Origin of the sequence: Oceanihabitans sp. IOP_32, assembly GCF_009498295.1 — a bacterium.
GTDB lineage: Bacteria > Bacteroidota > Bacteroidia > Flavobacteriales > Flavobacteriaceae > Wocania > Wocania indica.
In genome coordinates this window covers 3,080,947-3,105,968 of the sequence record NZ_CP040813.1, presented here as the reverse complement: position 1 = coordinate 3,105,968, position 25,022 = coordinate 3,080,947, and the positions used below count along the sequence as shown (strand labels likewise).

Annotated in this window: 21 protein-coding genes and 1 pseudogene; 7 read left to right on the top strand and 15 right to left on the bottom strand. The window is 32.8% G+C overall.

Annotated elements, in window-relative coordinates; genetic code table 11:
* Positions 1 to 9 precede the first annotated feature (9 nt).
* The 8 genes from FEZ18_RS13055 to FEZ18_RS13020 all read right to left on the bottom strand — a co-directional run bounded on the left by FEZ18_RS13055 (position 10) and on the right by FEZ18_RS13020 (position 8,593).
* The gene (locus FEZ18_RS13055; protein WP_153268720.1) at positions 10 to 1,110 is read right to left on the bottom strand and encodes a Re/Si-specific NAD(P)(+) transhydrogenase subunit alpha; all 1,101 of its coding nucleotides are present in this window, start codon (positions 1,108 to 1,110) and stop codon (positions 10 to 12) included.
* A 383-nt stretch (positions 1,111 to 1,493) separates the two neighbouring features.
* On the bottom strand, positions 1,494 to 2,366 hold the full coding sequence (locus FEZ18_RS13050; protein WP_153268719.1) for a YihY/virulence factor BrkB family protein: 873 nt from the start codon (positions 2,364 to 2,366) through the stop codon (positions 1,494 to 1,496).
* 139 nt (positions 2,367 to 2,505) lie between these two features.
* A complete protein-coding gene (locus FEZ18_RS13045; protein ID WP_194269480.1) occupies positions 2,506 to 3,003 on the bottom strand; it encodes a DUF4251 domain-containing protein in 498 nt (165 codons plus the stop codon).
* Positions 3,004 to 3,175: 172 nt separating this feature from the next.
* Positions 3,176 to 4,225 carry a glycosyltransferase family 9 protein gene (locus FEZ18_RS13040; protein WP_153268717.1) on the bottom strand — a complete coding sequence of 350 codons (1,050 nt, stop codon included), beginning with the start codon at positions 4,223 to 4,225 and terminating at the stop codon, positions 3,176 to 3,178.
* Between the two features lie 174 nt (positions 4,226 to 4,399).
* Positions 4,400 to 5,314 (bottom strand): EamA family transporter, encoded by a 915-nt coding sequence (locus FEZ18_RS13035; protein WP_153268716.1) that lies wholly within the window; start codon positions 5,312 to 5,314, stop codon positions 4,400 to 4,402.
* Between the two features lie 34 nt (positions 5,315 to 5,348).
* A complete protein-coding gene (locus FEZ18_RS13030) occupies positions 5,349 to 5,801 on the bottom strand; it encodes a cold-shock protein (RefSeq protein ID WP_153268715.1) in 453 nt (150 codons plus the stop codon).
* A 273-nt stretch (positions 5,802 to 6,074) separates the two neighbouring features.
* The gene (locus FEZ18_RS13025; RefSeq protein ID WP_153268714.1) at positions 6,075 to 6,914 is read right to left on the bottom strand and encodes a mechanosensitive ion channel family protein; all 840 of its coding nucleotides are present in this window, start codon (positions 6,912 to 6,914) and stop codon (positions 6,075 to 6,077) included.
* A 122-nt stretch (positions 6,915 to 7,036) separates the two neighbouring features.
* Positions 7,037 to 8,593: a DEAD/DEAH box helicase gene (locus tag FEZ18_RS13020; protein WP_153268713.1), complete on the bottom strand. Its 1,557-nt coding sequence runs from the start codon at positions 8,591 to 8,593 to the stop codon at positions 7,037 to 7,039.
* Between the two features lie 455 nt (positions 8,594 to 9,048).
* On the opposite strand from FEZ18_RS13020, the gene FEZ18_RS13015 reads away from it, so the two are divergent.
* Positions 9,049 to 10,971, top strand: a complete 1,923-nt coding sequence (locus FEZ18_RS13015) for a S9 family peptidase (RefSeq protein WP_228122763.1) — start codon at positions 9,049 to 9,051, stop codon at positions 10,969 to 10,971.
* Positions 10,972 to 11,064: 93 nt separating this feature from the next.
* Here FEZ18_RS13015 and FEZ18_RS13010 read toward each other — a convergent pair whose 3' ends face one another.
* Positions 11,065 to 11,454: an RNA methyltransferase gene (locus FEZ18_RS13010; RefSeq protein ID WP_153268711.1), complete on the bottom strand. Its 390-nt coding sequence runs from the start codon at positions 11,452 to 11,454 to the stop codon at positions 11,065 to 11,067.
* 146 nt (positions 11,455 to 11,600) lie between these two features.
* Here FEZ18_RS13010 and FEZ18_RS13005 point away from each other — a divergent pair, with 146 nt between their 5' ends.
* Positions 11,601 to 12,986, top strand: coding sequence for an alanine/glycine:cation symporter family protein (locus tag FEZ18_RS13005; protein WP_153268710.1), 1,386 nt, complete (start codon positions 11,601 to 11,603; stop codon positions 12,984 to 12,986).
* Between the two features lie 131 nt (positions 12,987 to 13,117).
* Here FEZ18_RS13005 and FEZ18_RS13000 read toward each other — a convergent pair whose 3' ends face one another.
* Both FEZ18_RS13000 and FEZ18_RS12995 read right to left on the bottom strand, forming a co-directional pair.
* Positions 13,118 to 13,783, bottom strand: a complete 666-nt coding sequence (locus tag FEZ18_RS13000; RefSeq protein WP_153268709.1) for a PolC-type DNA polymerase III — start codon at positions 13,781 to 13,783, stop codon at positions 13,118 to 13,120.
* Positions 13,784 to 15,700: a DUF294 nucleotidyltransferase-like domain-containing protein gene (locus tag FEZ18_RS12995; RefSeq protein ID WP_153268708.1), complete on the bottom strand. Its 1,917-nt coding sequence runs from the start codon at positions 15,698 to 15,700 to the stop codon at positions 13,784 to 13,786.
* Positions 15,701 to 16,355: 655 nt separating this feature from the next.
* On the opposite strand from FEZ18_RS12995, the gene FEZ18_RS12990 reads away from it, so the two are divergent.
* Positions 16,356 to 18,116, top strand: a complete 1,761-nt coding sequence (locus tag FEZ18_RS12990) for an ABC transporter ATP-binding protein (RefSeq protein WP_153268707.1) — start codon at positions 16,356 to 16,358, stop codon at positions 18,114 to 18,116.
* 79 nt (positions 18,117 to 18,195) lie between these two features.
* Here FEZ18_RS12990 and FEZ18_RS12985 read toward each other — a convergent pair whose 3' ends face one another.
* Positions 18,196 to 19,401, bottom strand: a complete 1,206-nt coding sequence (locus FEZ18_RS12985; RefSeq protein ID WP_153268706.1) for a multidrug effflux MFS transporter — start codon at positions 19,399 to 19,401, stop codon at positions 18,196 to 18,198.
* 99 nt (positions 19,402 to 19,500) lie between these two features.
* Between FEZ18_RS12985 and FEZ18_RS12980 the strand changes: the two genes are divergently transcribed.
* Entirely contained in the window at positions 19,501 to 20,109 is a 609-nt protein-coding gene (locus FEZ18_RS12980; protein WP_153268705.1) for a DEAD/DEAH box helicase, read from the top strand.
* A 256-nt stretch (positions 20,110 to 20,365) separates the two neighbouring features.
* Here FEZ18_RS12980 and FEZ18_RS12975 read toward each other — a convergent pair whose 3' ends face one another.
* On the bottom strand, positions 20,366 to 21,391 hold the full coding sequence (locus tag FEZ18_RS12975) for an FKBP-type peptidyl-prolyl cis-trans isomerase (RefSeq protein ID WP_153268704.1): 1,026 nt from the start codon (positions 21,389 to 21,391) through the stop codon (positions 20,366 to 20,368).
* A 95-nt stretch (positions 21,392 to 21,486) separates the two neighbouring features.
* Positions 21,487 to 22,411, bottom strand: a pseudogene (locus FEZ18_RS12970) (IS1595 family transposase).
* A gap of 321 nt (positions 22,412 to 22,732) precedes the next feature.
* On the opposite strand from FEZ18_RS12970, the gene FEZ18_RS12965 reads away from it, so the two are divergent.
* The 3 genes from FEZ18_RS12965 to FEZ18_RS12955 all read left to right on the top strand — a co-directional run bounded on the left by FEZ18_RS12965 (position 22,733) and on the right by FEZ18_RS12955 (position 24,396).
* Positions 22,733 to 23,368, top strand: coding sequence for a hypothetical protein (locus tag FEZ18_RS12965; protein ID WP_153268703.1), 636 nt, complete (start codon positions 22,733 to 22,735; stop codon positions 23,366 to 23,368).
* Between the two features lie 92 nt (positions 23,369 to 23,460).
* Complete coding sequence (locus FEZ18_RS12960; RefSeq protein ID WP_153268702.1) at positions 23,461 to 23,844, top strand: RNA-binding S4 domain-containing protein; 384 nt, start codon at positions 23,461 to 23,463, stop codon at positions 23,842 to 23,844.
* Positions 23,845 to 23,892: 48 nt separating this feature from the next.
* Complete coding sequence (locus tag FEZ18_RS12955) at positions 23,893 to 24,396, top strand: phosphoribosyltransferase family protein (RefSeq protein WP_153268701.1); 504 nt, start codon at positions 23,893 to 23,895, stop codon at positions 24,394 to 24,396.
* A 6-nt stretch (positions 24,397 to 24,402) separates the two neighbouring features.
* Here the strand turns inward: FEZ18_RS12955 and FEZ18_RS12950 are convergent, their stop codons facing one another.
* Positions 24,403 to 24,924, bottom strand: coding sequence for a shikimate kinase (locus FEZ18_RS12950; protein ID WP_153268700.1), 522 nt, complete (start codon positions 24,922 to 24,924; stop codon positions 24,403 to 24,405).
* Positions 24,925 to 25,022: the final 98 nt, after the last annotated feature.

The window sequence follows — 25,022 nt, the reverse complement described above, 5'->3', positions numbered from 1 at the left end:
ATGAATTATTTATTTTTTTCTTATTTCACCGTCTTTAACTATTAGCGTTTCGTCTGTGATTTCTTCTTCAAGATCCCATTTAAAAGTGTTGTCTTCGGTTAGATGCATGATAAAATTATAAATGTTTTTAGCAAATAACTCACTGGCATTCGTAGAAACACTTTCTGGAGCAATCGTTGTACCTATTATTTTAACACCGTTTAAAACCACTGTTTCATCTAGCTTACTAACCTCACAATTACCGCCTTGGGAAGCAGCTAAATCGATAATTACAGCCCCATTTTTCATTTGTGAAACTTGCTCCTTAGTAATTAAAACTGGTGCTTTTCTTCCAGGAACATTAGCTGTAGTTATTACCAAATCGGCTTTAAACAAAGATTGGTCTACCGCCTCTTTTTGTTTGCGTTTATACTCTTCAGAGGCTTCTTTAGCATAGCCGCCCTCAGACGTTTCACCTTCATTATCAACAGAGATGAATTTAGCTCCTAAAGATTCGGCTTGTTCTTTGGTTTCCGATCGAATGTCTGTGGCTTCAACTACAGCACCCAAACGTTTTGCTGTTGCAATAGCTTGCAGTCCAGCCACACCAACACCGTATATTAATACTCTGGAAGGCGTAATAGTCCCTGCAGCAGTCATCATTAATGGGAAAATTTTAGTCATCTCATAAGCGCCTAAAATAACCGCTTTATAGCCTGCTAAATTATTTTGCGAACTCAAAACATCCATATCTTGAGCTCGAGAAATTCTTGGCATGGCATCTAAAGAAAAGGCCGTAACCCCTTTTTCTGCGATAGCCTCAATTAATTCTGGATTCGATTTATGATACAGTTGACTGATTAATATTTGTCCCTTATCGACAAGTTTTAAATCCTCTTCATCGAAAGGGTTAATTTTTAAAAGTATCTGCGCCTCTTTAAAAACCACTCCTCTCTTTTCAACTTGAACACCTACATCTTCATAATCTGAATTTTTGTAAGATGATTTAATTCCAGAATCTTCTTCAACAAGAACTTCAAAACCCTTAGCAATCAATTGCTTGGCAATGCTCGGAGAAATTGAAACCCGTCTTTCTCTTTCTTGAGTTTCCTTAAGTATACCTATTTTCATATTGGTGGATAAGATTTTAAGAGCGCAAATATAACAAATACCTAATCAAATTAAGATTTTAACAACTGGATTTATTAATTCTTTAGTTTTGGTTAAAAATCATTTAAAAAAAATAAAACATTTTAAAGAATTTTAACGCAAATAAATCCTTTTGATGAATTTATCACAAACAAGAAATATGTTTAATATGTAATTTGATGCAATTTTTATTAAACTTCTATTACTCGCCTTCGGTTTAAAACAAAAGGAAACATAACAAAACTATACAAGGATATTTATTGTCGTGAATTCGCCTTGTTTCAATCGCTCACTTTAAGCAGAAAGACACATCTAAAAATTTAAATTTTACTAAAAAAAGCAAACGCGACAAAAGCCTTTATTTGTTATTGCGACACATTTTCCGGCACCACATACTTATCGGCGTAATGTTTTGTAAAATGAGCGCCATACAATAAGATTAAATTGGAGTAAGATACCCATAGCATAATGAGTATGATAGATCCTGCTGCACCGTATGCAGAACCCGGCTCCACTGCCCTAAAGTATAGAGCGAGGAGGTATTTACCTATTAAAAACAAAAAAGTGGTTAAAGCTGCCCCGACGTGTACAGATTTCCAAGTAATTTTGGCTGAGGGTAAATATTTAAACATGGTGGCAAATAAGGCATAAATAAAGACCACCGAAACTATAAAATCTGCTAAGTGTAAATAATCGAAAAGTCCAGCTGGCAAAATTCTGTTTAATTGGTTGCTAAACATACTCAGTATAGAGGTGAGAATAAGACTTGAGAGTAAAATGAATCCTAAAATCAATACAAATCCAAAACTTTTAACGCGGCTCATAATTGTTGCTATAAAACCATTGGGGTAAGTCTTTTCTTGCTTCCATATGGCATCTAGAGCCGATTTTAACTGATTAAAAACACCCGTGGCTCCAAACATTAATGTTCCAATACCAATGAGTGCGGCTAGTGTCGAGTTTTTTTGACTAGATTGGTTAACAATCATGGTTTTAATTGCGGCAGCGGCATCGTGGCCAATGGCTTCTTTTATTTCGGTTAACAATTCGCCTTGCACCAAATTTTCTCCCCAAAAACTACCTACTAGCTTTAATATAATTATGATAAGAGCGGGTAAAGACAAAATAGCGTAATAAGCAACAACAGCGCTTATTTTAAACGGTTCACTTTCATACCAAGATTTAAATGCCTCTACTAATAAATTGGGCAAATGTTTAATTTTAATTGAGTGCGCCATAGTTTGATGAAAAAACAATCTAAAAATACAAAATACCTTAGTTGTAGTTTAACTGGTTTACAAAAAAAACTATTCGGAATACAGCGATTGTTAATAAAAGCGCTGTTTCCATTTTAATTACAAGAAAATTTGAGCTAAATTATGTTTTTGGTATGAGTTGTCCTGAATAAGATATTGAAGTTCGTGAGTCTCCTATAACGGTAAGATAACTTTTTAAATTAGGATATAATCTGATCACAACTTTAAAATGTTCGGATTTACTTCTAGCATCAAAAGACAGGGAATAACTATGATGTTTGCCTTCAGAAACTTTAAAATTTTCAAGCACGCCTTCTAACTGAATGGCGCTATCTTTACCAGAATACGCTACACTACCACGTCGTTCACCAAAATAGGGTAAATACGATGAAATCGTATCTCCAGAAATAGTTAAGAAATTGGAGTTCCCTATAAGGTTTATAGCTCCTGCGCTGCTACCTGCTTGCAAGACCTTCGAATTAAGGACTTGTTGTGTAGCCCCAGTAGCTTGCGGATAGGCCCAAAGAAATTCTAATGAAAAATTCCTGTTTTCCACCAAATTTTTAAGGGTTTCTATTTGCTCGTTTGTCGCTTGCGACCTTGCAGACTTACAGGACATAAAAGTTAGGCTAACTACGCAAATTACAAATCCTAAATACCTCATAACCAATTAAATTAAAACTGGTTTAAAATAATCAATATATAACAAATATGGTAATAACAACTTGTTAAAATTTAACCGCACAACTGTTAAGATTATATACGGCCGTAAGTCTTATAAATTAGAGCGTTTATTGAAGTATATTATGAATGGATCTCATCCAATCGTCAATTGTAGTTTCATTAGTTTGAAGTGCTATACTTCCATTTCCGTAAGGCCCATAGATATTCTTATTGGTAACAGAGAAGAACCCTACAGTGGGCGTGTGAGATGCGCATGCTAGATGCATAACCCCATTATCGGCTGCGATAAATATAGCCGTGTTATTAATTATGGCACCCATTTCTCGAATGTCTTTACTATAAAAATGAGGTGCTTTAAAATTTATTTTCGAAATATTCTCTATGGGTAACATTTCTATGATATTATATGATGTTTCAAACTCACTTTTAAGACGCGTATAAAAATTATGCCACCAAGTTTCAGAGTAACACTTATCGGCTGTAGCATTAGTATATATACAAATGGTTTTTTTATCATTCCCTACTATTTTATTAAGTAATAATTTTCCGGCTTCTTTTTCAGAATCACTTAATTTAATATTTAAAGTAGGCACTTCGTTATTATTTTCTTTAAACCCCAACTTACTTAAATAATATCTTAAATTGTAAACGGGGTATTTAGAGATGTGTTCGTAATCTTCATGTTTCTCCTCAATATCTTCAATAACGTCTCCAAAAACTTTGTAATTCGCCTTCGATAATTGGGTTAACAATCGACCCGAAGATGAGTTTTTGTCACCGTTTATAACCAAGTCATAAGATCTTTTTTTGATTTGAAACCAGCATCTAATATATTTGAATAAATTATTGAAGGGCTTTTTAGGAAGTTGATAAATATTTTTAACTGCCTTATAGTTTTCAAAAATTGGATATGCCACACCCCCCTTTACAAACAAATCGATTTCGCAATCTGGAAAGGTATTTACAACTTCCTGTACAACTGGGGTTAATAAGAGCTGATTGCCTAATCTGTGATTAGGACGAATAATTAAAATGTTTTTTATCTCAACGCTTGTGTTGGCATTAAATTCGGGTTCGCTTTGAGAACTACCCACGTTTTTTGTAATAAAATGCATGATTTTTCTTCGATATGCATTTACACTTCCAGGTACTTTCATTTATTTGTTTTATTTTTTTGAAATCGAATTTGGCACCGAATATATTACATCATAAAATGATTATCTAAATCCGAAGCCAAACATATTTTAGATTTAAATACTACAAAAGTTTGCGTGATGACACCTTTTAAAAGAACATAAAATATGGTTGTAAATGATAAAAAACAGTTGTTTTTATCGACCAACACCACGTGGTTTAAAAGTGCGTTTAGTATTAATAAAATAAACGCCTGTAAGCAAAATAACTGCAGCAATTATAGACTGTGTGGTAATTTGTTCGTTTAAAACGAACCATCCTAAAATTAATGCGATAATAGGATTGACATAAGTAGATGTCGCTACCTTTTCTGGCGACACTTCCTTTAAAAGATAATTAAAAGCGGTAAATGCCACAATACTACCAAACAATATTAATCCAACCATTGCTAATTGCACATCGCTATGCCAATTATGTGGTAAAGACCAAGGTTCATTTAAAACTAAGCTTATTAGTCCTAATAAAAGACTACCCGCAAGCATTTGGTATCCAGTGCTTACAAACGAATTTTTTGGCAAATCGACTTTACCCACAAAAATACTGGCATAAGCCCAAGATAACATGCATAAGAATATCAAAACCATGCCCAATATTTGACCTTCTTGACTTATCAATTCTTTTTGACTAACCAAAAGGGATATTCCTAAAAACCCAAAAGCAACTCCTATATAAGACATTAATTCAATACGTTTACGGTATAACACACGCATCATGATTAACACGACTAATGGTTGAGCAGAAATTTGCAGAGCGGCATAACCACTATCGACATACTTTAAAGCAAAAACAACCAAACCATTACCTAGGGTTAAAAACAAAAACCCTGCAATAGCCGCATTAAAAAATTGCTTTTTGGTAATGGCTAAATTTACTTTTAAAAACTTTGCAATCGCAAATATGATTAAACTTGCCATTAAAAATCGAATAAAAGCAAGAAAAAACGGAGGTAACTGAGAAACCGCCACTTTATTAAGCATATAGGTAGAGCCCCAAATAACATAGATAGCAAAAAATGCCAAGACAATAATTATAGTTTTACGAGGCACCCCCATGTACTGCTTAAATTTTCAAAATATTAAAAAGAATTTAAATTTTCTTTACTCTTACAGCATTCATTCCTTTTTGGCCACGCTCAAGCTCGTAAGTCACCTTATCGTTTTCGGTAATTTCGTCAATTAAACCGCTTACATGTACAAAATATTTTTCCTGATTTACGCTGTCTAAAATAAAGCCAAAACCTTTAGAATGATCGAAGAAAGAAACCTTGCCCTCTTTTGCTGTGGGCTCTTCTTCTACTCTATCTTCTTTTTTAGGAATTCCTAACTCGATGCTTTCGGCTTCAACTTTTTCACGCATGGCAGGATCTGGAGGCGTATCTGTTAAATTGCCATTAAAATCAACATAAGCAAACTGAATACCTTGTGGGTTTTCTTTAGCTTCTGCTCTACGTGCTTCTTTCTTTTTTTGCTTCTCTTCTCTTTTCTTTAAGCGTTTTTTCTCTTTTTCAATTTTGTTAAATGTTACTTGCGATTTTGCCATAGTTTAATTATCGTGCAGACTTTGTTTTATTGTTATTATTGCCACAAAGGTACGTCTTTTTTTATGATCTTATTAAAATCACCAAAATATAAAATGCGCGTTGTACCCTGTCACTACAAAAACCGCACTAAAGGGCACTTATTGTTTGGAAGGACTTATAATGTTATAAGTTGTTAAACTAATATTCTTAAAACCTTAATACAAGTTACAGAACTACAATAAAAACCACTTATTTTTTAAATTGTTTCGTTATGTCGTCTTATTAAAAAGGCTTTAAACTTTTAAATCGCGCTTTATATGAACATCCATTTGTGGAAACGGAATAGTAATATTGTTTTCAATAAATTTGCGATTTATTATTCTACGAATATCACTTTTAACCCGTTCTGATCTAAAAATAACTTTGCTGTAGTAAAACACATGAAAATCTAAAGACGAACTTCCAAAATTGGAAAGTCTGGCTTCTGTTAATTTTTTGCGGTCTACATCCGGATGCTCTTGAGCACTTTCTTCAAGAAGTTTAATTATTAATTCTACATCACTACCATAGGTGGTTCTCACATCTATTCGAAATCGATTTTGCTCTGTTTGATGGCTCCAGTTAATAACTTTATTCGTGGTTATTAAAGAGTTGGGTATGATGATTGAAATATCATCTGTATTTAATCCTTTAGAGGTTCGCAAGCCAATCTCTTGTATTTTAATTATTTCGCCATCAATTTCTAAAATGTCTGATATTCTGATTGATCTTTCTGAAAGTAAAATTATTCCTGAAACAATATCATTAAAAGTTTGCTGCAATCCTAGTCCTACACCAACTAATAATGCGGCCGAACTGGCAATTAGCAGAGTAACCTCAACACCCAGTGTTTGCAAGATTAAACCAACACTAATAGTCCAGATAAGGTATTTTATTATTTGAAATAAAGAATAGACATTGCCTTCTTTTCTTTGTTTCAAATTCATTTTTCGAAACATGGCTTTCTTGATGAGCCATAAAGTGATTTTTGTAACAAGAAAAATGACAATTACTAGAATTAAAGTGGCAACTTTAAAACTGTATTTCCCTACTGCAAATAATTCTAACTCTAAAAACCTAGTTATTAATTCCATAGCTTTTACCAGAATAATTAATCCTAACCAATAAATGAAACTTAAAATTTGAATACATTAAAATTACTTACCAAATATAAGTGTTTTATTCGGGCAAACACCAATAGACTTTAAAGCGCGCACTAATCTTCTGGTGGGTATCCGTGAATAGATTCAAAAACAGTATCAAAATTAGCGCGTAAATAAGCATTTAATTTTTTTCTATAATCGCCTTTAAGCCAATCTACAAAATTATAAGTGCTCTTACTTATGCATTTTGTATATCGGCCTATTCTAAAATCTATATCGTCGCCAAGCATTTTTGCCAAGGCTAACGCATCGTATACATCTTCGCTGTTTTCAATACATATTTTGGCATGCTGTTCTATGGAGCGTTCTAAAACTACTTTTGAAGACTCGCCAGCTTTTACAGAGTCAATATACGTTTTCTGAACATCAAAATAAACATCGGTAGATTTTGAGAATTCAGCACGTAATTCGTCTGGCATTTCATATCTAAAATTACTTTCCAACTCTTCATCACTTAGTAAAGAATCTAAATAATAATACGGTGATCTAAATATTTTTTGCCAATCTAAATCCTCTCCCCAGGCTCCAAATCGGTGAAAATTATTTCCTAAATCTATAACATCAAAAGTGGTTTTGTCTTTATAAATACGCGATCCACGACCAATCATTTGATAGTAAAGTGTAAGAGATTTGGTTGCCCGGTTTAATATAATACTCTCTACACTTGGCTCATCAAAGCCTGTGGTTAAAATACTTACCGATGTTAAAATAGCATCGGGTGTATTTTTAAACCATTTTAAAATTAAGGCACGCTCCTTTTTCGTGTTGGTGTTGTCTAAATGTGCAATAGGGTAACCTGCCCTTTTAAAGGTGTCGTAAACGTGTAGCGAAGTATTAATTCCATTGTTAAAAATCAACGTTTTTTTCCCTTTAGAGCGCTCTTCGTATGCTTGTAATAGTTTACTAAGCATATCGTTATCTGTATATAAATCTTCAGAAGATTTTACCGTATAATCGCCATTTGCTCCTACCACCAAAGATGTCAAGCCTACATTGTAAGAATACATATTAGCTTGTGCTAAAAATCCGTTTTCTATGAGCGATTCGATGGTTTCTCCAACAATTAATTCATCATAATTATCAGTCATTGGCAATTCCATACTCGAGCTTAAAGGTGTTGCCGTAACCCCTAAAATAAACGACTTACTAAAAAACTTAAATAGTTTTGTAAAGGAGTTGTAATGCGCTTCATCAATAATAACTAATCCAATGTCCGATATATCCAACTTATCATCATTAAGCCTATTATTTAAGGTTTCAACCATGGCAACAAAACAACTGTATTCAGCTTGATCGCTTAAATCTGCTTTGCTATCTATCACTTTATTTTTAACCTCAAATTCAGTTAGCATCTTCGAAGTTTGCTTGCATAACTCAATACGATGTGTCATAACAAGCACCTTTTTTTTATGATGCTTTAAATATTGTCTTACTATTTCAGAAAAAATAACCGTTTTTCCTCCACCTGTGGGTAGCTGATACAATAAATGGTAATCTTCAGGAGATTCTTCAAAAGCAGTAAAAATTTTATCGATTGCACCTTTTTGATAGCTATATAAATCTTTACCCGCAATTCTTTCTTCGGACTCAATAGTAGATGTTTTGGACATATTTTTTGATTTTCTGACCTGCAAAAATAACATCTTTAAAGGGTTTATAACTCATGATTGCTTATAAAATTACAAATAAGTGACCTTTAAAAAACACAAAACAAACACAAACATCTGTTAATGAGTATTTTAAGTCGTTTTTTTTATTTCATATTAATTCACATCCAATAAAATTCATGCTATAAAAAATAATTAATTTTAGAAGGTTTAAACTTTAAGCACCCACGAGCTTAGTTTAAAAAAATAACTCAAAAAAATAACCGTTTATGCTTAAACTAAAAGATAAACCACTTTAAGAATTTAAAACTTGCTATTTTAGAACCCATAGTTATAATAATACAGTTATTCGTCCATTTCATGAAATGCATATCGTTTATGTTGGTATTTTTGTACCAAACCCAAAAACACTGTGGTTTTAAAATGAATATGAATCAACTTTTAAAATTTAAAAAATCTTGAAAACACGACCAGGAAATATAAAATTACCAACACCAGATTCCGAGTTAGAAAAATTGGCAAAGGAAGACGCCACTGCATACCCATACAGGATTGAAGATTATTTTGCCAAACCCCTAGCAAGTGCTTTTAAATTTTCTCCAAACGGCACCTATTTGTCTTACAAAGAAAAAGATGAAAATAAGAAAAATCATGTTTTCGTGAAAAATCTGGAAACCGATAAGGTTACACAGGTTATTACAGAGGAAGAAGAATTAATTAGAGGATACGCCTGGGCAAACGATTCTAGACTAATTTATGTTATGGATAAAGGTGGTAATGAAGATTACCATTTATTTGCTATTGATGTGGATGGGAAAAACCAAAAAGATTTAACCCCTTTCGATGGTGTAAAGGTTAATATACTTAGAAATTTGAAAGAAGATGAAGATCATATGATTATATCTATGAACCGAAATAACCCACAAATTTTTGAACCTTATAAAATTAATATTGTTACCGGCGAATTAAAACAACTTTATAAAAACGAAGATGCAGCGAACCCCATTAGTGGATATGAGTTTGATAAAGACGGAAATTTAAAGGGTTTTACAAAATTACGCGATGGGGTATATATTGATTTATATTACACAACCGATGGCGAAAATTACAACGTAAAAAAAGAACTAAACTGGAAAGATACGTTTTCAATTCTAAGTTTTAATTACGCCTCTACTAATCCTGATGAAGCTTATGTACTTTCGAATTTAGATAGCGACAAAACAGAAATTTATTTATATGATTTGAAAGCAGATAAAGTTGTTAAAAAATTGTTTTCAAATGATCAATACGATGTTTCTGGCTTAGCCTTATCTCGACATAGGGATTACCAATTAGATTATTTCAGCTATCTGGGTGAAAAGAGACATATTATTCCTGTAAGCGATTACTACAAAGAACTTCACAATAAAATAACAACTAAATTCCCGCAATACAGCTATTCCATAGCCGATAAAACAGACGATGAAAGTAAGTATTTAATATTTTTACAAAGCGATAAGTTATACGGTAAATATTATGCTTTTGATGCTAAAAACAACACCTTTAAACTGCTTTATAATTTAAGGCCTCAACTTGATGAGAATGATATGGCAGAAATGCGCTCTATTACTTTTAAGAGTAGAGATGGTAAAACCATTCACGGCTATATTACGCTTCCAAAGGAAGCTCTAAGCGGCGTTAAAGTGCCTGTTATAGTAAACCCTCATGGCGGTCCACAGGGCATTAGAGACTCTTGGGGCTTTAATCCGGAAGCACAGCTTTTTGCTAGCCGTGGCTATGCCACCTTACAAGTAAACTTTAGAATTTCTGGTGGTTATGGTCGTGCGTTTTTAGAATCGGGTTTTAAACAAATTGGCAGAAAAGCTATGAACGATGTGGAAGATGGTTTACAATATGTTATCGAGAAAGGCTGGGTAGACAAAAATAAGGTTGCTATTTATGGAGGTAGCCATGGCGGATATGCCGTGTTACGTGGCTTAACTAAAACACCAGATTTATACGCTTGTGGTGTAGATTATGTAGGTGTTTCTAACTTATTTACCTTTATGAATAGTATCCCGCCCTATTGGAAACCCTATCTAAAAATTATTAAGGAAATTTGGTACGACCCTGAGGTTCCAGAAGAAAAGACAATTATGAAAGAGGTGTCCCCTGTTTTTCATATAGACAAAATGACGAAACCTCTTTTTGTTGTTCAAGGTGCTAATGACCCTCGAGTAAATATTAATGAGTCCGATCAAATTGTTGAAGGTTTAAGAGCAAAAGGCGTAGATGTGCCCTATATGGTAAAATACGACGAAGGTCATGGTTTTGCCAAAGAAGAAAACACTATTGCGCTATACAAAGCCATGATGGGTTTTTACGCAAAGCATTTAAAATAAGGAACCCTGTATAGCAAAAAAAAATCGTCTGGAATTAAAATTCTAGACGATTTTTTTTTAGATTCTATAGATAAATATTGGAATACCTTAGATTTAATCTTCGAATTGTATTTGCACTTTTTTAGTTTTCGGTGCTTTGGCACTTTCTTCTTTATTAAAAGCAATACACAAATCTAAATAACGTGACAATTCATTTTCTTTTTCAAAAGCCTCGGGCTTTACAAAAATATAACCAGGCATAGCACTTCCGCCATAATCCATAGGCAAAATACCCGCATTTGATTTTTCTTTTTCATAAGCCTGCTCTCCAATTTTTGCCATGAGTAAGTTATCATCTAGGGTTTTATCAATATAAATCCCACATAGCATTTTTTTGTTGCTAATAAAACACATAGCTCCCGAAGTTTCTTGCTCACGAAATAAAACTCTTTTTTCTCTTAATAATTTACTTATTTTCTTTGCTAAAGATTCATCGTATGCCATTTAAACAGTTTTTAAAATTAAAATGTAAATTTCAATAAACTAATTAATATTTCAAAATATTTTCTTTGATATTCATACGAAAGTACAAACTTTTTTATAGTTTCACGCTTCATAAATTTATTATCACGTAAAAACCCAATCGTTTTATGGAACAAATTAAACAGTTAATTGCCGATTTCTCTAGTATAGTTTGGGGTTTACCCTTACTTATACTTTTAATTGGTGGGGGTTTATATTTATTAATTCGCTCAAAATTCGGTACTTTTCGTTTAATTGGCCATGCTGTTGAAGTACTACGTGGAAAATACGACGACCCAAACGATCCTGGACAAATTAGTCATTTCCAAGCCTTAAGCACAGCTCTGTCTTCTACCATTGGTATGGGAAACATTGCTGGAGTTGCAGTAGCCATTTCTATAGGTGGACCTGGAGCTGTTTTCTGGATGTGGGTAAGTGCCGTTGTGGGCATGTCTACCAAGTTTTTTACTTCGACCCTAGCTATTATGTTTAGAGGTAAAGACAGTAACGGGGAGTTGCAAGGAGGACCTATGTACTTTATTATTGAAGGTTTGGGGAAAAACTGGAAACCTTTAGCTATTATGTTTAGTGTTTGTGGGTTAATTGGTGCTTTACCCGTTTTTAATGTTAACCAACTTACGCAAGCCATAAATGATATTTTGCTTCGACCTAACAATGTCGAGGTCGGGTTTAACTCTAACCTAATAATAGGCTTTACACTAGCTAATATAACCGCAATTGTAATTCTAGGTGGTATTGGAAGAATTAGTAAAACAGCATCTCGACTCGTTCCTTTTATGGTTTTACTTTATTTTGTATCTGTACTTATCATACTATTTGTAAATATAGATGTTGTACCTAAGTATTTCACAATGATTTTTACTGATGCTTTTGCTGCCAATAATTACAAAGGCGATGCGTTTTTTGGGGGGCTTGTTGGAGGTTTAATTTTATTAGGTATTAAACGCGGTGCTTTTTCAAACGAAGCAGGTATTGGTACGGCGCCTTTGGCTCACGGAGCTGCTAAAACAAACGAACCAGTTCGAGAAGGTCTTGTAGCCATGTTGGGCCCCGCAATAGACACCCTAATTGTATGCACACTAACGGCTTTAGCTATTTTAGTTACTGGAGTTTGGGAAACCACTTCAGATAATGGTGTATCTCTTACCGCCAATGCCTTTGGTAATGCCATGCCGGGATTTGGCAAATATTTATTGTTGGTTTGTATTGCTGTATTTAGTGTTTCTTCACTATTTTCATTTTCGTACTATGGCTCCAAATGCTTATCCTTTTTAATAGGCGCAAACAATAAACATTACTATAATTACTTTTATATTGCTAGTATTATTTTAGGTGCCACCACATCTCTGGATATGATGATTAATCTAATTGATGGCGTATTTGCTTTAATGGCCATACCAACTATGATATCAACCATTATTCTTGCTCCAAAAGTTGTAAACGAATTAAACGCTTACAAAAAACGCCTGAAAGCGAATAGATTAAAAATTTAATAAACGTTATTTGTACAGCCCTTTTTTGCCATAAAATTAAATATTTGTTTTTCGTAATGAAGTAAAAGCGTCTATATATCGTAAGTAATTATGGGATTATGACACTTTACGAACAAGCACTAACTTTATCTTTAATTCGCTAATAAGTAATCCCAATTAAGGTTATTTTGTTTTTTTAAACGCCCTAAGATTTTAAGAAAAACAATGGCGGTTATTAGAGCATCCCCACTAGCCGTATGCCTATCTACCTTGGGCACATTTAATTCTAAACATAAATCGTCCAGCGTGTAATGTGTTTTTAAATTATCTTGATAAATAATATGCTTAGACTTGTTATACAAATGGCCTGTATCAATAAATTTATTCTTTAACTTTCCTAAACCATGTCGTAAAAGCATCTCGTTAACCATGTTTTTATCAAAATTAGCATGATGCGCAACAAGAACCGCATTTTCGATGTATTTTAAAAACGATTTAAGAGCCTCTAATTCGTCTATTTTATTTCGATTGCCAGTTTTTATCAATTCATGTATTTTTACGGTATCCCGATTAAATATTTCTTGCTTTAAGTAAATTTCATAACTACCTCCTACCTCAACACGTTTATTTAGAATAGACACTGCACCTATAGATAAAATTCTATCTCTTTTTATGTCAAATCCCGTTGTTTCTGTATCGAAGGCTATAAATTTGCTATCTTCAATAGTGGTTTTCGCTGTATTATTAAAAGTATCAAGATAGGCCTTCCAGAATTCAGGATAATTCTTTTTTTTAGGTTTAAACCAATTCAAATTCATTTACAAAAAATTTTTAAGATCGAAACGAAACGTTAATGATTGCTGAATTTCTTGAATCGGCTTAAAACAACGTTTTAGTTTTAACTTTTCTTCTTTAGATAAACTTTTTAAATCAATAAACTTCCCTGAAGTATTATGCAGCAAGCCTTGTTTTGTTTTAAACTTTGTAAGTGCTTTAAATGCATACAAACAAGATTCGTAAAGTTCTTTATTATAAGGTTCTATTTCTGCCAACTTTGCATAACGCTCGTACGTACTATTTATGCCTTTTATCCCATGGCTTAAAATTAACAAACGAGCAGCATCTATTAAAGGCATAAGTGCTCTATGTTTAATATTAAAAAGATCTTTTTGTTCTCCATTTTGCTCCACCAGAAACTGTTTAAAAAAACCTAATGGCGGCGGACTTTTTACAGCATTCTGCCCCATAAACACATATAATAATGAGGTTTCTTTTAAAGTTTTAAAGATAGTATGGGTTAAGGCCTCTGTGAGTTTTCGATCGCCGTAAACAAAGTTGTAATCAAAAAAAATCGAGGATAATAAAACCGCTTTCTCATCTGGTTTTAATATCCAATTTTTAAATTGGTGTTTCCATGCTGTTATAGATTTACACCATTCTCTATTGCTCGCCATCATATCTGCTTCGCAATATTCGAATCCAATCTTATTCAAAGACTTCGTTATATGTTTTGAGAGCTCTAAAAAATAAGCCTGAGTCTCCTCGTATTTTTCTTCAGACACATCTTCAAAAACCAAAGCATTGTCTTGATCTGTGTATAATAATTGCTCCTTTCTTCCTTGACTTCCTAGAGCCATCCATGCGAAAGCCACTGGCGGAGGTGTTGGCATTTTGGGTAAAGCTATTTCGATTGCCCGTACTGTAATAGCATCGTTAATTTGCGCTATCACTTTTATAATATGCGTTATAGGGATATTTTGTTCTAAATAACTTTTAAGCAGCCCATTGGCTTTTAACCTGATATTTCGTAATTTCTTGGTACGATTAACGCGTTTAATCTCTTTTAATAAAACCGATGGATTATTACCTAAGGTGACTAAAATATCGTGCTGCGTTAACACCCCAACGAGTTTAGAATTCACGGTGCCATCTTTAGTAATGCATAAATGCCCTATATTATGATTTATCATTTCTAATTGTCCATCGGCAACCGTTAAATGCCTTTTACTGGTTATTACAGGAGAGCTCATAATACGGGATACTGGGGTATGAATGGAAAACAAACCTGTTGCAATTTTTCTTGTTATATCACTATTGGTTATTATACCTACAGGCTTTTTAGCCTCATCAATTACAATTATACCACCAATTTTATTGGTACTCATTTTTAAAGCAGCGTCTTGTAAAGAGGAATTAGCAGTACATGTTACAGGCTTTTTTGTGTATTTTACTGTTTGAAAATACGGAATATCCTGTGAATTATTCGGTAAATAATCGATAAAAATCTCTTTGGTTTCCTTAGATGTATAAGCATCGTAACTATTACTGGCAAAGGCCGTAATTAAATATTTATAAACTTTAGAATTATGCTCTGATGCCTTTTGAAAACTCTTAATTGGAATACCATATACTATAGATTCTTCATGGGCAGAGGCTGTAAGTTTATAATTCTCTTGAGTAATTAAGGGCCGTACTCCAAAAATATCACCGGTATCACTAATAGATACCACTTCTTGAATATGGTTTTTAATATAAGTGAGACTCACCGCACCTTCTCGAATAATATAAAAGTGATTATCACAACGTGTACCCTCCTTAAATAAAACGTCTCCCTTCTCTAGGTATATTATAACAACCTCTTTTGCTATGTCAAAAAGTTTATCGGTACTTAATAAATTAAAAGGAGGGTATAATTTTAAAAAATCTCGTACCCGCTCAGCAATAGAATTTTTCATTTTTAACTAAGTTTTTAAGTCATAACCATATTTAAAAAATATAGTAAAGCCATATTCTAATACCAATTTAACTTTGTAATGTCGTGTAAATAAATTGAATTATTTTTTGATTAATTGAAATGAAAAATTAATAGCATAACATCGTTACGGTAATTATTTTTGATGAAAAGTAATCAAAAAAGAAGTTATTTATTACGATATTATAGGGTTACATTGGTATAACAGGTTAACATCATGTAGTTCTTTATTCTTATTACACTTCATAGGGTCATACTTGTTTTTTATATGCTCTGCAATTATAACTGGTAAATATATGCTAAACACCACACAAAACAGATTGGTATGGCATCAAATTTCATTAAAATATCGCATTACATCATATAAATAAGGGCTAAATATACTATCTTGTTTCGCGAACCCATCAAGCTAATTATATTATGGCAAAGTCACATGATGCTAAGAAAAGCACAAAAAAAGCACCGCTTTTAACCCCTAAGGAGAAAAAAGCGGCAAAACTTGCTAAAAAGTCAAAACGAACTTAGTGAAATTATTAAAAATTAGCAATAAAAATTAAAACCACTCTCTATAGCAGTGGTTTTAATTTTTACATTTTCAGCTACGCTTTTCCATTATAAAACACAACCAAAACACTAGAATGAAACCCAGAAAATCGACCACTAAAATATCGCGTAAAGTCACCATTTCTCAAGCTTTTAAAACTATTATCTGGCCAAGGCGAAACCTTATTTTTGTGGGTTTAGTTTTAATAGTTATTAAAAGTTTGGCTGGTTTAGTTTTACCCTGGCAAAGTAAAGTTTTATTAGATGATGTTGTACCAAATAAGAATTACACAGATCTCTATTTTTTAATTGCTATTGTAATTGCTGCCATCACAATTCAAGCTGTAACATCCTTTTTATTAACGCGAATACTAGGCGTACAGGCTCAATATTTAATAAGTGAATTGCGTGCTCAAGTACAAAAAAAGGTGTTAACCTTACCTATAAGTTTTTTCGACAACACCAAATCTGGTGCTTTAGTGTCTAGAATTATGAGTGATGTTGAAGGCGTTAGGAATCTAATAGGGACTGGTCTCGTGCAATTGGTTGGTGGTACTTTTACAGCTGTGATTTCTTTAATTATTTTAATAAAAATAAACCCTTGGATGACCCTTTTTGTGTTTATTCCACTCTCCATATTTGGTTATATCGCTCTTAAAGCGTTTAAGTATATTCGTCCGATTTTTAGAGTGCGCGGAAAAATTAATGCGGAGGTCACAGGTAGACTTACTGAAACTTTAGCTGGCGTTAGAGTTATTAAGGCTTTTAATGCCGAAGCACAAGAGCATTTAGTATTTGAAAAAGGGGTAGAAAAACTTTATAAAAATGTAAAAAAGAGTTTAACCGCAACGGCATTCATGACAAGCGCTTCTACTTTCTTAATAGGTGTAGCCACCACTGGTATTATGGGAATTGGGGGCTATTATATGATTCAATCTGAAATGACAACAGGAGATTTTTTATTCTTCACTCTAGTACTAGGTTTTATGATTGCCCCCATAATACAAATAAGTAATATAGGTAGTCAATTAACAGAGGCTTTAGCAGGTTTAGATAGAACCGAAGAGTTAATGAATAAATTATCTGAAGACGACAATGAAGATCGTAAAATCACGCTAAAAGAACTTCAAGGTACCATCGAGTTTAAAAATGTATCCTTTTCCTATAATGAAGATGAGGAGGTACTTCACGACATAAACTTTACTGCACCCGCAGGTACTGTAACCGCCTTAGTTGGAAGTTCTGGATCTGGAAAATCTACTATTGCAGGCTTATCGGCTACATTTTTAACACCTAAAACTGGTATTGTATCCATTGATAATCAAGATTTGTCTAAGGTAAAATTAAGTAGCTACAGACAATATTTAGGCGTTGTTTTACAAGATGAGTTTCTCTTTGAAGGCAGCATAAGAGAAAATATTATGTTTCCTAGACCAAATGCTACTGAAACCGAATTACAAAATGCCGTAAAAGCGGCTTATGTCAATGAATTTACAGACAGATTTGATAACGGTTTAGACACTCTAATTGGTGAAAGAGGTGTAAAACTATCTGGAGGACAACGTCAGCGCTTAGCTATTGCTCGAGCCATTTTAGCAGAGCCAAAGATTATAATTTTAGATGAAGCAACCTCAAGCTTAGACACCGAAAGCGAAACGCTTATCCAAAAAAGTTTAGCTAAACTCATTAAAGACAAAACCACTATTGTAATTGCCCATCGCCTGAGCACCATAAAGCAAGCAGACCAAATTTTAGTTATAGAAGCGGGCCGTATTATAGAGCGCGGTAACCATGAAAATTTGATTAAAAAGCGAGGTCGATATTACGACTTATACACTTATCAAGCCAAAATTTAAAGCCAATACGATGATATACGAAAATCATACAAATGCTAAAAAAAATTTAATACCGTAGAACAACTAAAAACAGAAGACTCTAAATTTTTACAAAAATAACTTTACGTTTTACCATTACAAAAACTAAAACAGAAAGTAAACCAAATATCGAAAACCCAATAAATAGAGGTAAGACCGATGTACTCACAAACTCTCCAATAAAATTTGCAATAGGAACAGCCATTACGGTAGAAACAAAACCATTTATTGCGGCTCCAATACCCGCAATATGTCCTAAAGGCTGCATTGCTAGTGCACGTAAATTCCCGAATAAAAAACCCACAGCAAAAAATTGTAAAGCAAAAAAGCTTAACAAAACCGCAATATTTGGGTTTTGACCAGATGAAAACATAACAACATACAAAATCGATATAGCGGTGTAAGCAATACAAGAAACATAGGCTATTTTAGTCATACCAAACTTAACCACAAACCTACTATTTAAAAAGGTAGCAAAACCGACCGAAATCGCTAAACTCGCAAAAATATATGGAAACAAGTCTGCCAAGTTATACTGCTCTTGAAATATTTGTTGCGATGTACTTAAATACACCATAAAAGACCCTGTAATAAATCCAGAAATAAATGTGAAAGCCACGGCGTCTTTATGTTTAAAAAACTCGATAGCACCATCGATAAATAAACGATAAGAAAATTTAATACGTTTTTCTTCTTTTAATGTTTCTGGCTGGCGTAACCAAAACCAAAACATGACAAGAATACCAAATATCAAGTTAAAATAAAATATAGACTGCCAATTAAATCGACTTATTAAAAACTGACCTAATAAGGGTGCCACTACAGGAACCAAAATAAAAAACATGGTGACAATTGATAATATTTTAGCCATATAATTACCACTAAAGCAATCTCTAATCATAGATATACTTAAACTTCTTGCTGCCGATAATCCAAATCCTTGAAGAATACGCCCCACAATCATAAACTCTAAACTCACTGCAGATACACAAATAAAACTAGCCACAACAAATACCGTAAAACCAATGTAAACAATAGGTTTTCTGCCAAAACTATCAGATAGCGGTCCAAAAAGCAGTTGTCCGAAACCCAAGCCTAAAAAAATCATTGTAATAAGCAATTGGTTGTGTGTAGAATTTAAAACTCCTAAATCTTGACCAATTTGTGGCAAAGCCGGCAACAAAGCATCTATAGATAGGGCTACAAGAGACATTAATGAGGCCATTAAAGCTACAAATTCTAATTTAAACGTGTTGTTTTTTTGCATGTGGCAAAAGTAAACTAATTATTTTTTAAAATCCATGCTTTCCCAATGCGATTAGCTATTTAAAAACTTACTACCTTTACATCAAAATAAAAACGTTTTATGCCCTTTAAGAAATTAATAGAACCTCTAGCAGATACACTTAACTCCAAAGGTTTTGAAGATCCCTTACCCTTACAAAAACAACTGCTACCTAAAATAAAAAGTGGAGCTAGTTTGTTTGTAATAGCGCCAGAGGGAAGCGGGAAAACCACGAGCATAATTATTAGCGTAATACAGAAACTAAAATACGCTAAAGCCGATGCGCCTAGAGCTTTAATTTTTGTAAAAGACAAAAAAGCTGCATTACAATTAGAGTTGGAATTTAATGCCTTTAAACGCGGCACCAATTTACGTGTATATTGTGCTTACGACGAACATAATATCGACATTCAACGCGACGACATATACGACGGTACCGATATTGTAATTGCAACCCCAAAACGTTTAAACAAACTGTTCTATCTTAATGGTATTAATTTAAACGCCTTAAAAATGTGTATTGTTGAAGATGCTGGCTTTTTATTTAGAAACAATAATTTTGCTGAAGTTACTCGTACTCCCGAAAGTATTGGTAAATGCCAATATCTTGTGTTTTCCGATAAATTTGATATTCGTTTTGAACGCTGGAAAGATTCATTTATGTACAACGCACAAATGATAAAAATTTAGTGCTGTTTTGCATTCTGTAAAACCATACTAAGCCTCTCCCCTATTGTAATGAATTTTCTCAACACCCATAATCTAAAAACCCGTCTTAAGACTAATAGAGTTGTCCAAATCTATAAATTGGTTTAGAATGGGACAATAATTAGACAAAAAAAGCCCGATTTTGGTACTAAACCATCAATCGGGTTCTTTTTTAACTTGTGAAAACGTGTGAAGGACTACAAAAGTTGCTTTTTATTCACTACTTTATCATAAAAGATTATTCGGTGTACTCAATAGCTATATTTTTGTCCAGATAATCATCTATACCATCGTTGTTAGAATCTACAGCCGTAAACGTTTTAATGGTAATTATGCCAGCAGCTTCCGTTCTGCTGTATTCAAACTCTTTAACTTCTAAAACGGGCTCCTGTTCTCCTACATTTGTATTAACAGAATAGGTTCGAGGTTTTAACTCTCTAATTGTTGGTATTCCATCATCGTCATCATCAACATCAAGATAATTAGAAATGCCATCACCGTCGGTGTCATCATCAAGAGTAAATTCACCATCACCATTTAAATCCTCTAAGTAAGAAGGGATACCATCATTATCATGATCGTTTCGTTCCATTTGTAATAATTCAAACTTAAAAATCAATGGAGAATATGCTGAAAAACTTGGTGTAGAAGAAGAAAAATATGCTAATCCCGAAGGTAAAAACATAATACCTAAACCTTTATTTATATAACTAATAGTTCCATCGCTATTTTCAATAAAGCTTTCAGCTGTGTTATAATATGGAAAAACTCTTCTCCACCCTTCTACTGCAATTTCAGTAATTAAATCAGAATCTAATGGTGCCCCTAAACTACTATCAAAAATGGTATCGTCAAGTAAAATGCCTTCATATCGAGCTCTAATACTATCTGCAAACGATGGTGAATCCGCACCGCCTCCTTGATTTAATTTAAGCATATAGAAGTCATAATTTGTGTCAGCATAATTAACTGTCTTTTTTTCAACAGCATTCATTAACAACGTATTACCATCTGGCACAGTACCCGAAATAAATTTGGTTATAATAATGTCCTCAATACTAGGGTTACTAATAGCTGCTAATTCGCTAGAATTATAATAATGTGTTTTTAAATATTTAATAATAGAATCATTATCGGCTACTTGTTGCTCCCCTCTATCTCTTATTTCAACTTCTATAATATCGTTGTTATCATCATCTTTATTGCAGGATAAAAAACCAACCGCTAAACATAAAATAGATAAAGCTATTTTTACTAATTTCATACATTTCTATTTATTAATTTTTAGATGTCAAAAATAATTTATTTTTTTATATTAATAAAGCTTAAATAAATTAAGATTAATATAAAGTTATTTGATTACACACCTTTATACCAGTATCGCGAACTAACAGCTAAAACAAGTCTGTCAAACAAATGCTCGCCAAAGTATCTTCTGTTCAATTTATAACAAAACTCATCTAGATAATTCTGTAAATATTTACCTTTGATTTTGTGGTAAATACCTAAAAGAGTCCGCTTTGCATTGCTAATAGCTATGTGTACCCACTTTAGCGTCGAAATTGTGGTTTCTCTACTTGTTTTTTCTGTAATATGCATTTCTACGTAGTCCGAAATGTCAACATACGATGTGCTTTTGTCACTAAAAACAATGGAGATATCCTCAAAGCTATCAGTAATAGTAGTGTTAACTTCTTCTTTTTTGTGCGTATTAAGCACCTTCATCTTAAAAATATCTACAATGGCTTAATTTCTTACCAGTTTTAGGATTTTCTAAAGGTGTTGATTCAGCCATAACAGCGACATTAAACTGTCTTTGGCTACCAAGACCTCGCTTTAAATTCTTTTTGTCTTTTTCTTTGGTGGCTATTTCAAAGTAGCCTTCGTCAAACCCAACCATGTCCTCTAATTTATATAGATCATCACGCTTGCCCATCGCAGTTCGAATCTTATGCATCAATGACCGTATCGTGGTATATCGTGAATGATTAAGCTGACGTTGCAACTCAACAGCAGATATGCCTTTCTTACTGAAAGTCATGAAAGCCATAGCTAAATACCAAGTTCGAAACGGTAAGTTGGAATATTCCATCATTGTTCCACTACGAAGCGTTGTTCTGAAGCGACAATCACTACATAGCCACATCTACTTTGATTTTAACTAATAATGTTTTGTGCCTTTACATTTTTTGTAAATTACACCTTCTTTTACCCTGACTTCTCGATGATGAACCTTACAAGAGGTTTCGTCAGGGAATTGTTCTATAAAATGTAGTAAATTCATACCTTTAGCCTTTATTTAAAGATAATAAATTTTGGTCTTGTGGCATAATTAAGTATAATCAAATAAAGTTAACATTATTTTCGCATTAAAAATAAAATAAGAACTTTATTTGCAATATATTTATACAATAATACTTTATTAACAATTAAACTTTTTTAACATGAAAAAAATCAAATTTCTTACATTAATTATCATTTCAATCTTTTTTTCTCCTGTTCCAATGAATCAGTTGAAGAAACAACTTCAATAACTAACAAGGCAAAAGAGGTTGTTGAAACATTAAATTTTAGTTATAATAATGAAATATTTACTATTTACTTTGTGAAGGACGAAGCTAGCGGAGAAAAAACTCCTATTGAAAATGATTCATTCGAATTTTTAAATGATTTAAATAATCGAAATGAATCATTAATTACATACGTCTTAGATGATGAAAACTTTATTTTATTCGATAATGAAAAAGATTTTTCAATTTATATGAATACTATATCAAGTACTAACAAAAGTACTTATTCAAAAGTTTCAAGTCCATACGACAACCCTTATTCCTTAAGGATATATAGTAATAGTAATTACAATGGTTTAATTACTTGGCACTCTGCCAAGCCTAATGGAGGACCTCAGTATAATGGATGTTATTTTCAAAATGGAACAAACTCAGAAAGATTAAGAAATTTTTCGGATTCCACCATGTGGAAAGTTCTTCAAAATAATCAAGTTGTTTTATGTGGTAGTAATGCGTTTATTGGTAATATACCTAATGATAAAGTCAGTTCTGTCAGAGTTTCTAGCTGTTATGGACGTTTCTATGAACACATTAATTACGGCGGTAGATCATTTGTACTAGACGCAAGAAACAGTAGTTCTTTACAAATATCTAACTTAAAAAGACTACGTCGAGCGAGTTGGGGTCGTAATTGGAATGATGAAATCAGTTCAATTAAACTATTAAACTAAAAGACTATAATTTTCAATAAAAAGGATTTATCTTTTTTGATGAATCCTTTTTTTAGATAACAGCCATACTATTTGAATTTATTATTAATTATATGCGTATAGACAAGTATTTATGGTGCGTTAGATATTACAAAACCAGATCGATGGCGACCACGGCCTGTAAAAAGGGACAGGTTAAAATTAATAATACTGCGGCTAAGCCTAGCCGAGAGGTTTTTCCGCAAGATATTGTCGAATTAAGAAAAAATCAGATTAATTATAAATTAAAAGTTAACGATATTCCTGAAAGTCGAGTTGGTGCTAAATTGGTAGCTATTTATATCACCGATAATACACCAAAAGAACAATTTGAAGCTCAGGAGCTTTTAAAGTATGCCAAAGATTATTACAGAAAAAAAGGTGTTGGGAGACCTACCAAAAAAGATCGTAGAGATATTGATGAATTTACAGACGATACATTTTTTGATGAACTTTAATATCAAATAAAACAAGTAATTTTACACTATAATTTAAGCGCTTAAACCATGACTGCAAAAACTAATATTATTCTAAATCACACTGAAATTAATCAAAAAATTAGGCGTATTGCGTTTCAGATTTACGAGAATAATGTAAATGAAACCGAGGTTATTTTAGCCGGCATAGACCGAAATGGCTACATTTTAGCAACTAAACTAAAAACAGCACTTGAAAACATATCTGATATAACACCAATTCTTTGTAAGGTTAGTATCGACAAGAAAAATCCATTTGAAGCCATAACCACCTCGATTCCTGTTAACGATTACAAAAACAAATCTTTAGTGTTAATTGACGATGTTTTAAACTCTGGAACCACTTTAATTTATGGCGTAAAACACTTTCTAGAAGTACCTTTAAAACAATTTAACACCGCGGTTTTGGTTAATAGAAATCATAAAAAATATCCAGTAAAAGCAGATTTTAAGGGCATTTCTTTATCGACATCATTACATGAACACGTCAATGTAATATTAGAAGACAGCAACTTTAAGGCCGTACTAGAATAGTAAGTTTTAAATGATCGCCGAGAGCAAATCTTTAATGATATCTTCTACAGATTTGTTATCGGTATCAACTATTTTATCTGCTTGGTTATAAAAGTATGCGCGTTCGAATAAGTGTTTTCCTATAAATTCGGCCAGCAACTCGTCTGTTTTAATATCTGCAATTAAAGGGCGTTGAGACTTTTCGTCTTTTAAATTATTAATTAGCGTTTTAATTGAAGCTTTTAGATATACACTCACAACATTTTCGGCCTTTAAGATGGCGTCCATATTGTTTCCGTAACAGGGTGTACCACCACCTAAAGACAAAATTAGATTAGTTTCGTTTTTCAAAAGAGCATTTAAATATTCAGTTTCTTTTTTTCTGAAATAGATTTCACCCTTGGTTTTAAAAATACGACTTACGGACAAACTCTCCTTTTCTTCAATATAATCATCCAAATCAATAAAGGAATAATTTAGTTTATTAGATAAAATCTTCCCATAAGTTGATTTTCCAGAAGCCATATAACCCATTAATATTATGATCATTTTTTCGTTATAAATTGATTATTAAAAACATACGTTTAGCTATGGCAAAAAAACAAAAAAATCTTTTAAAAAAGTATTGTTTTATTAATTAAAGCTAT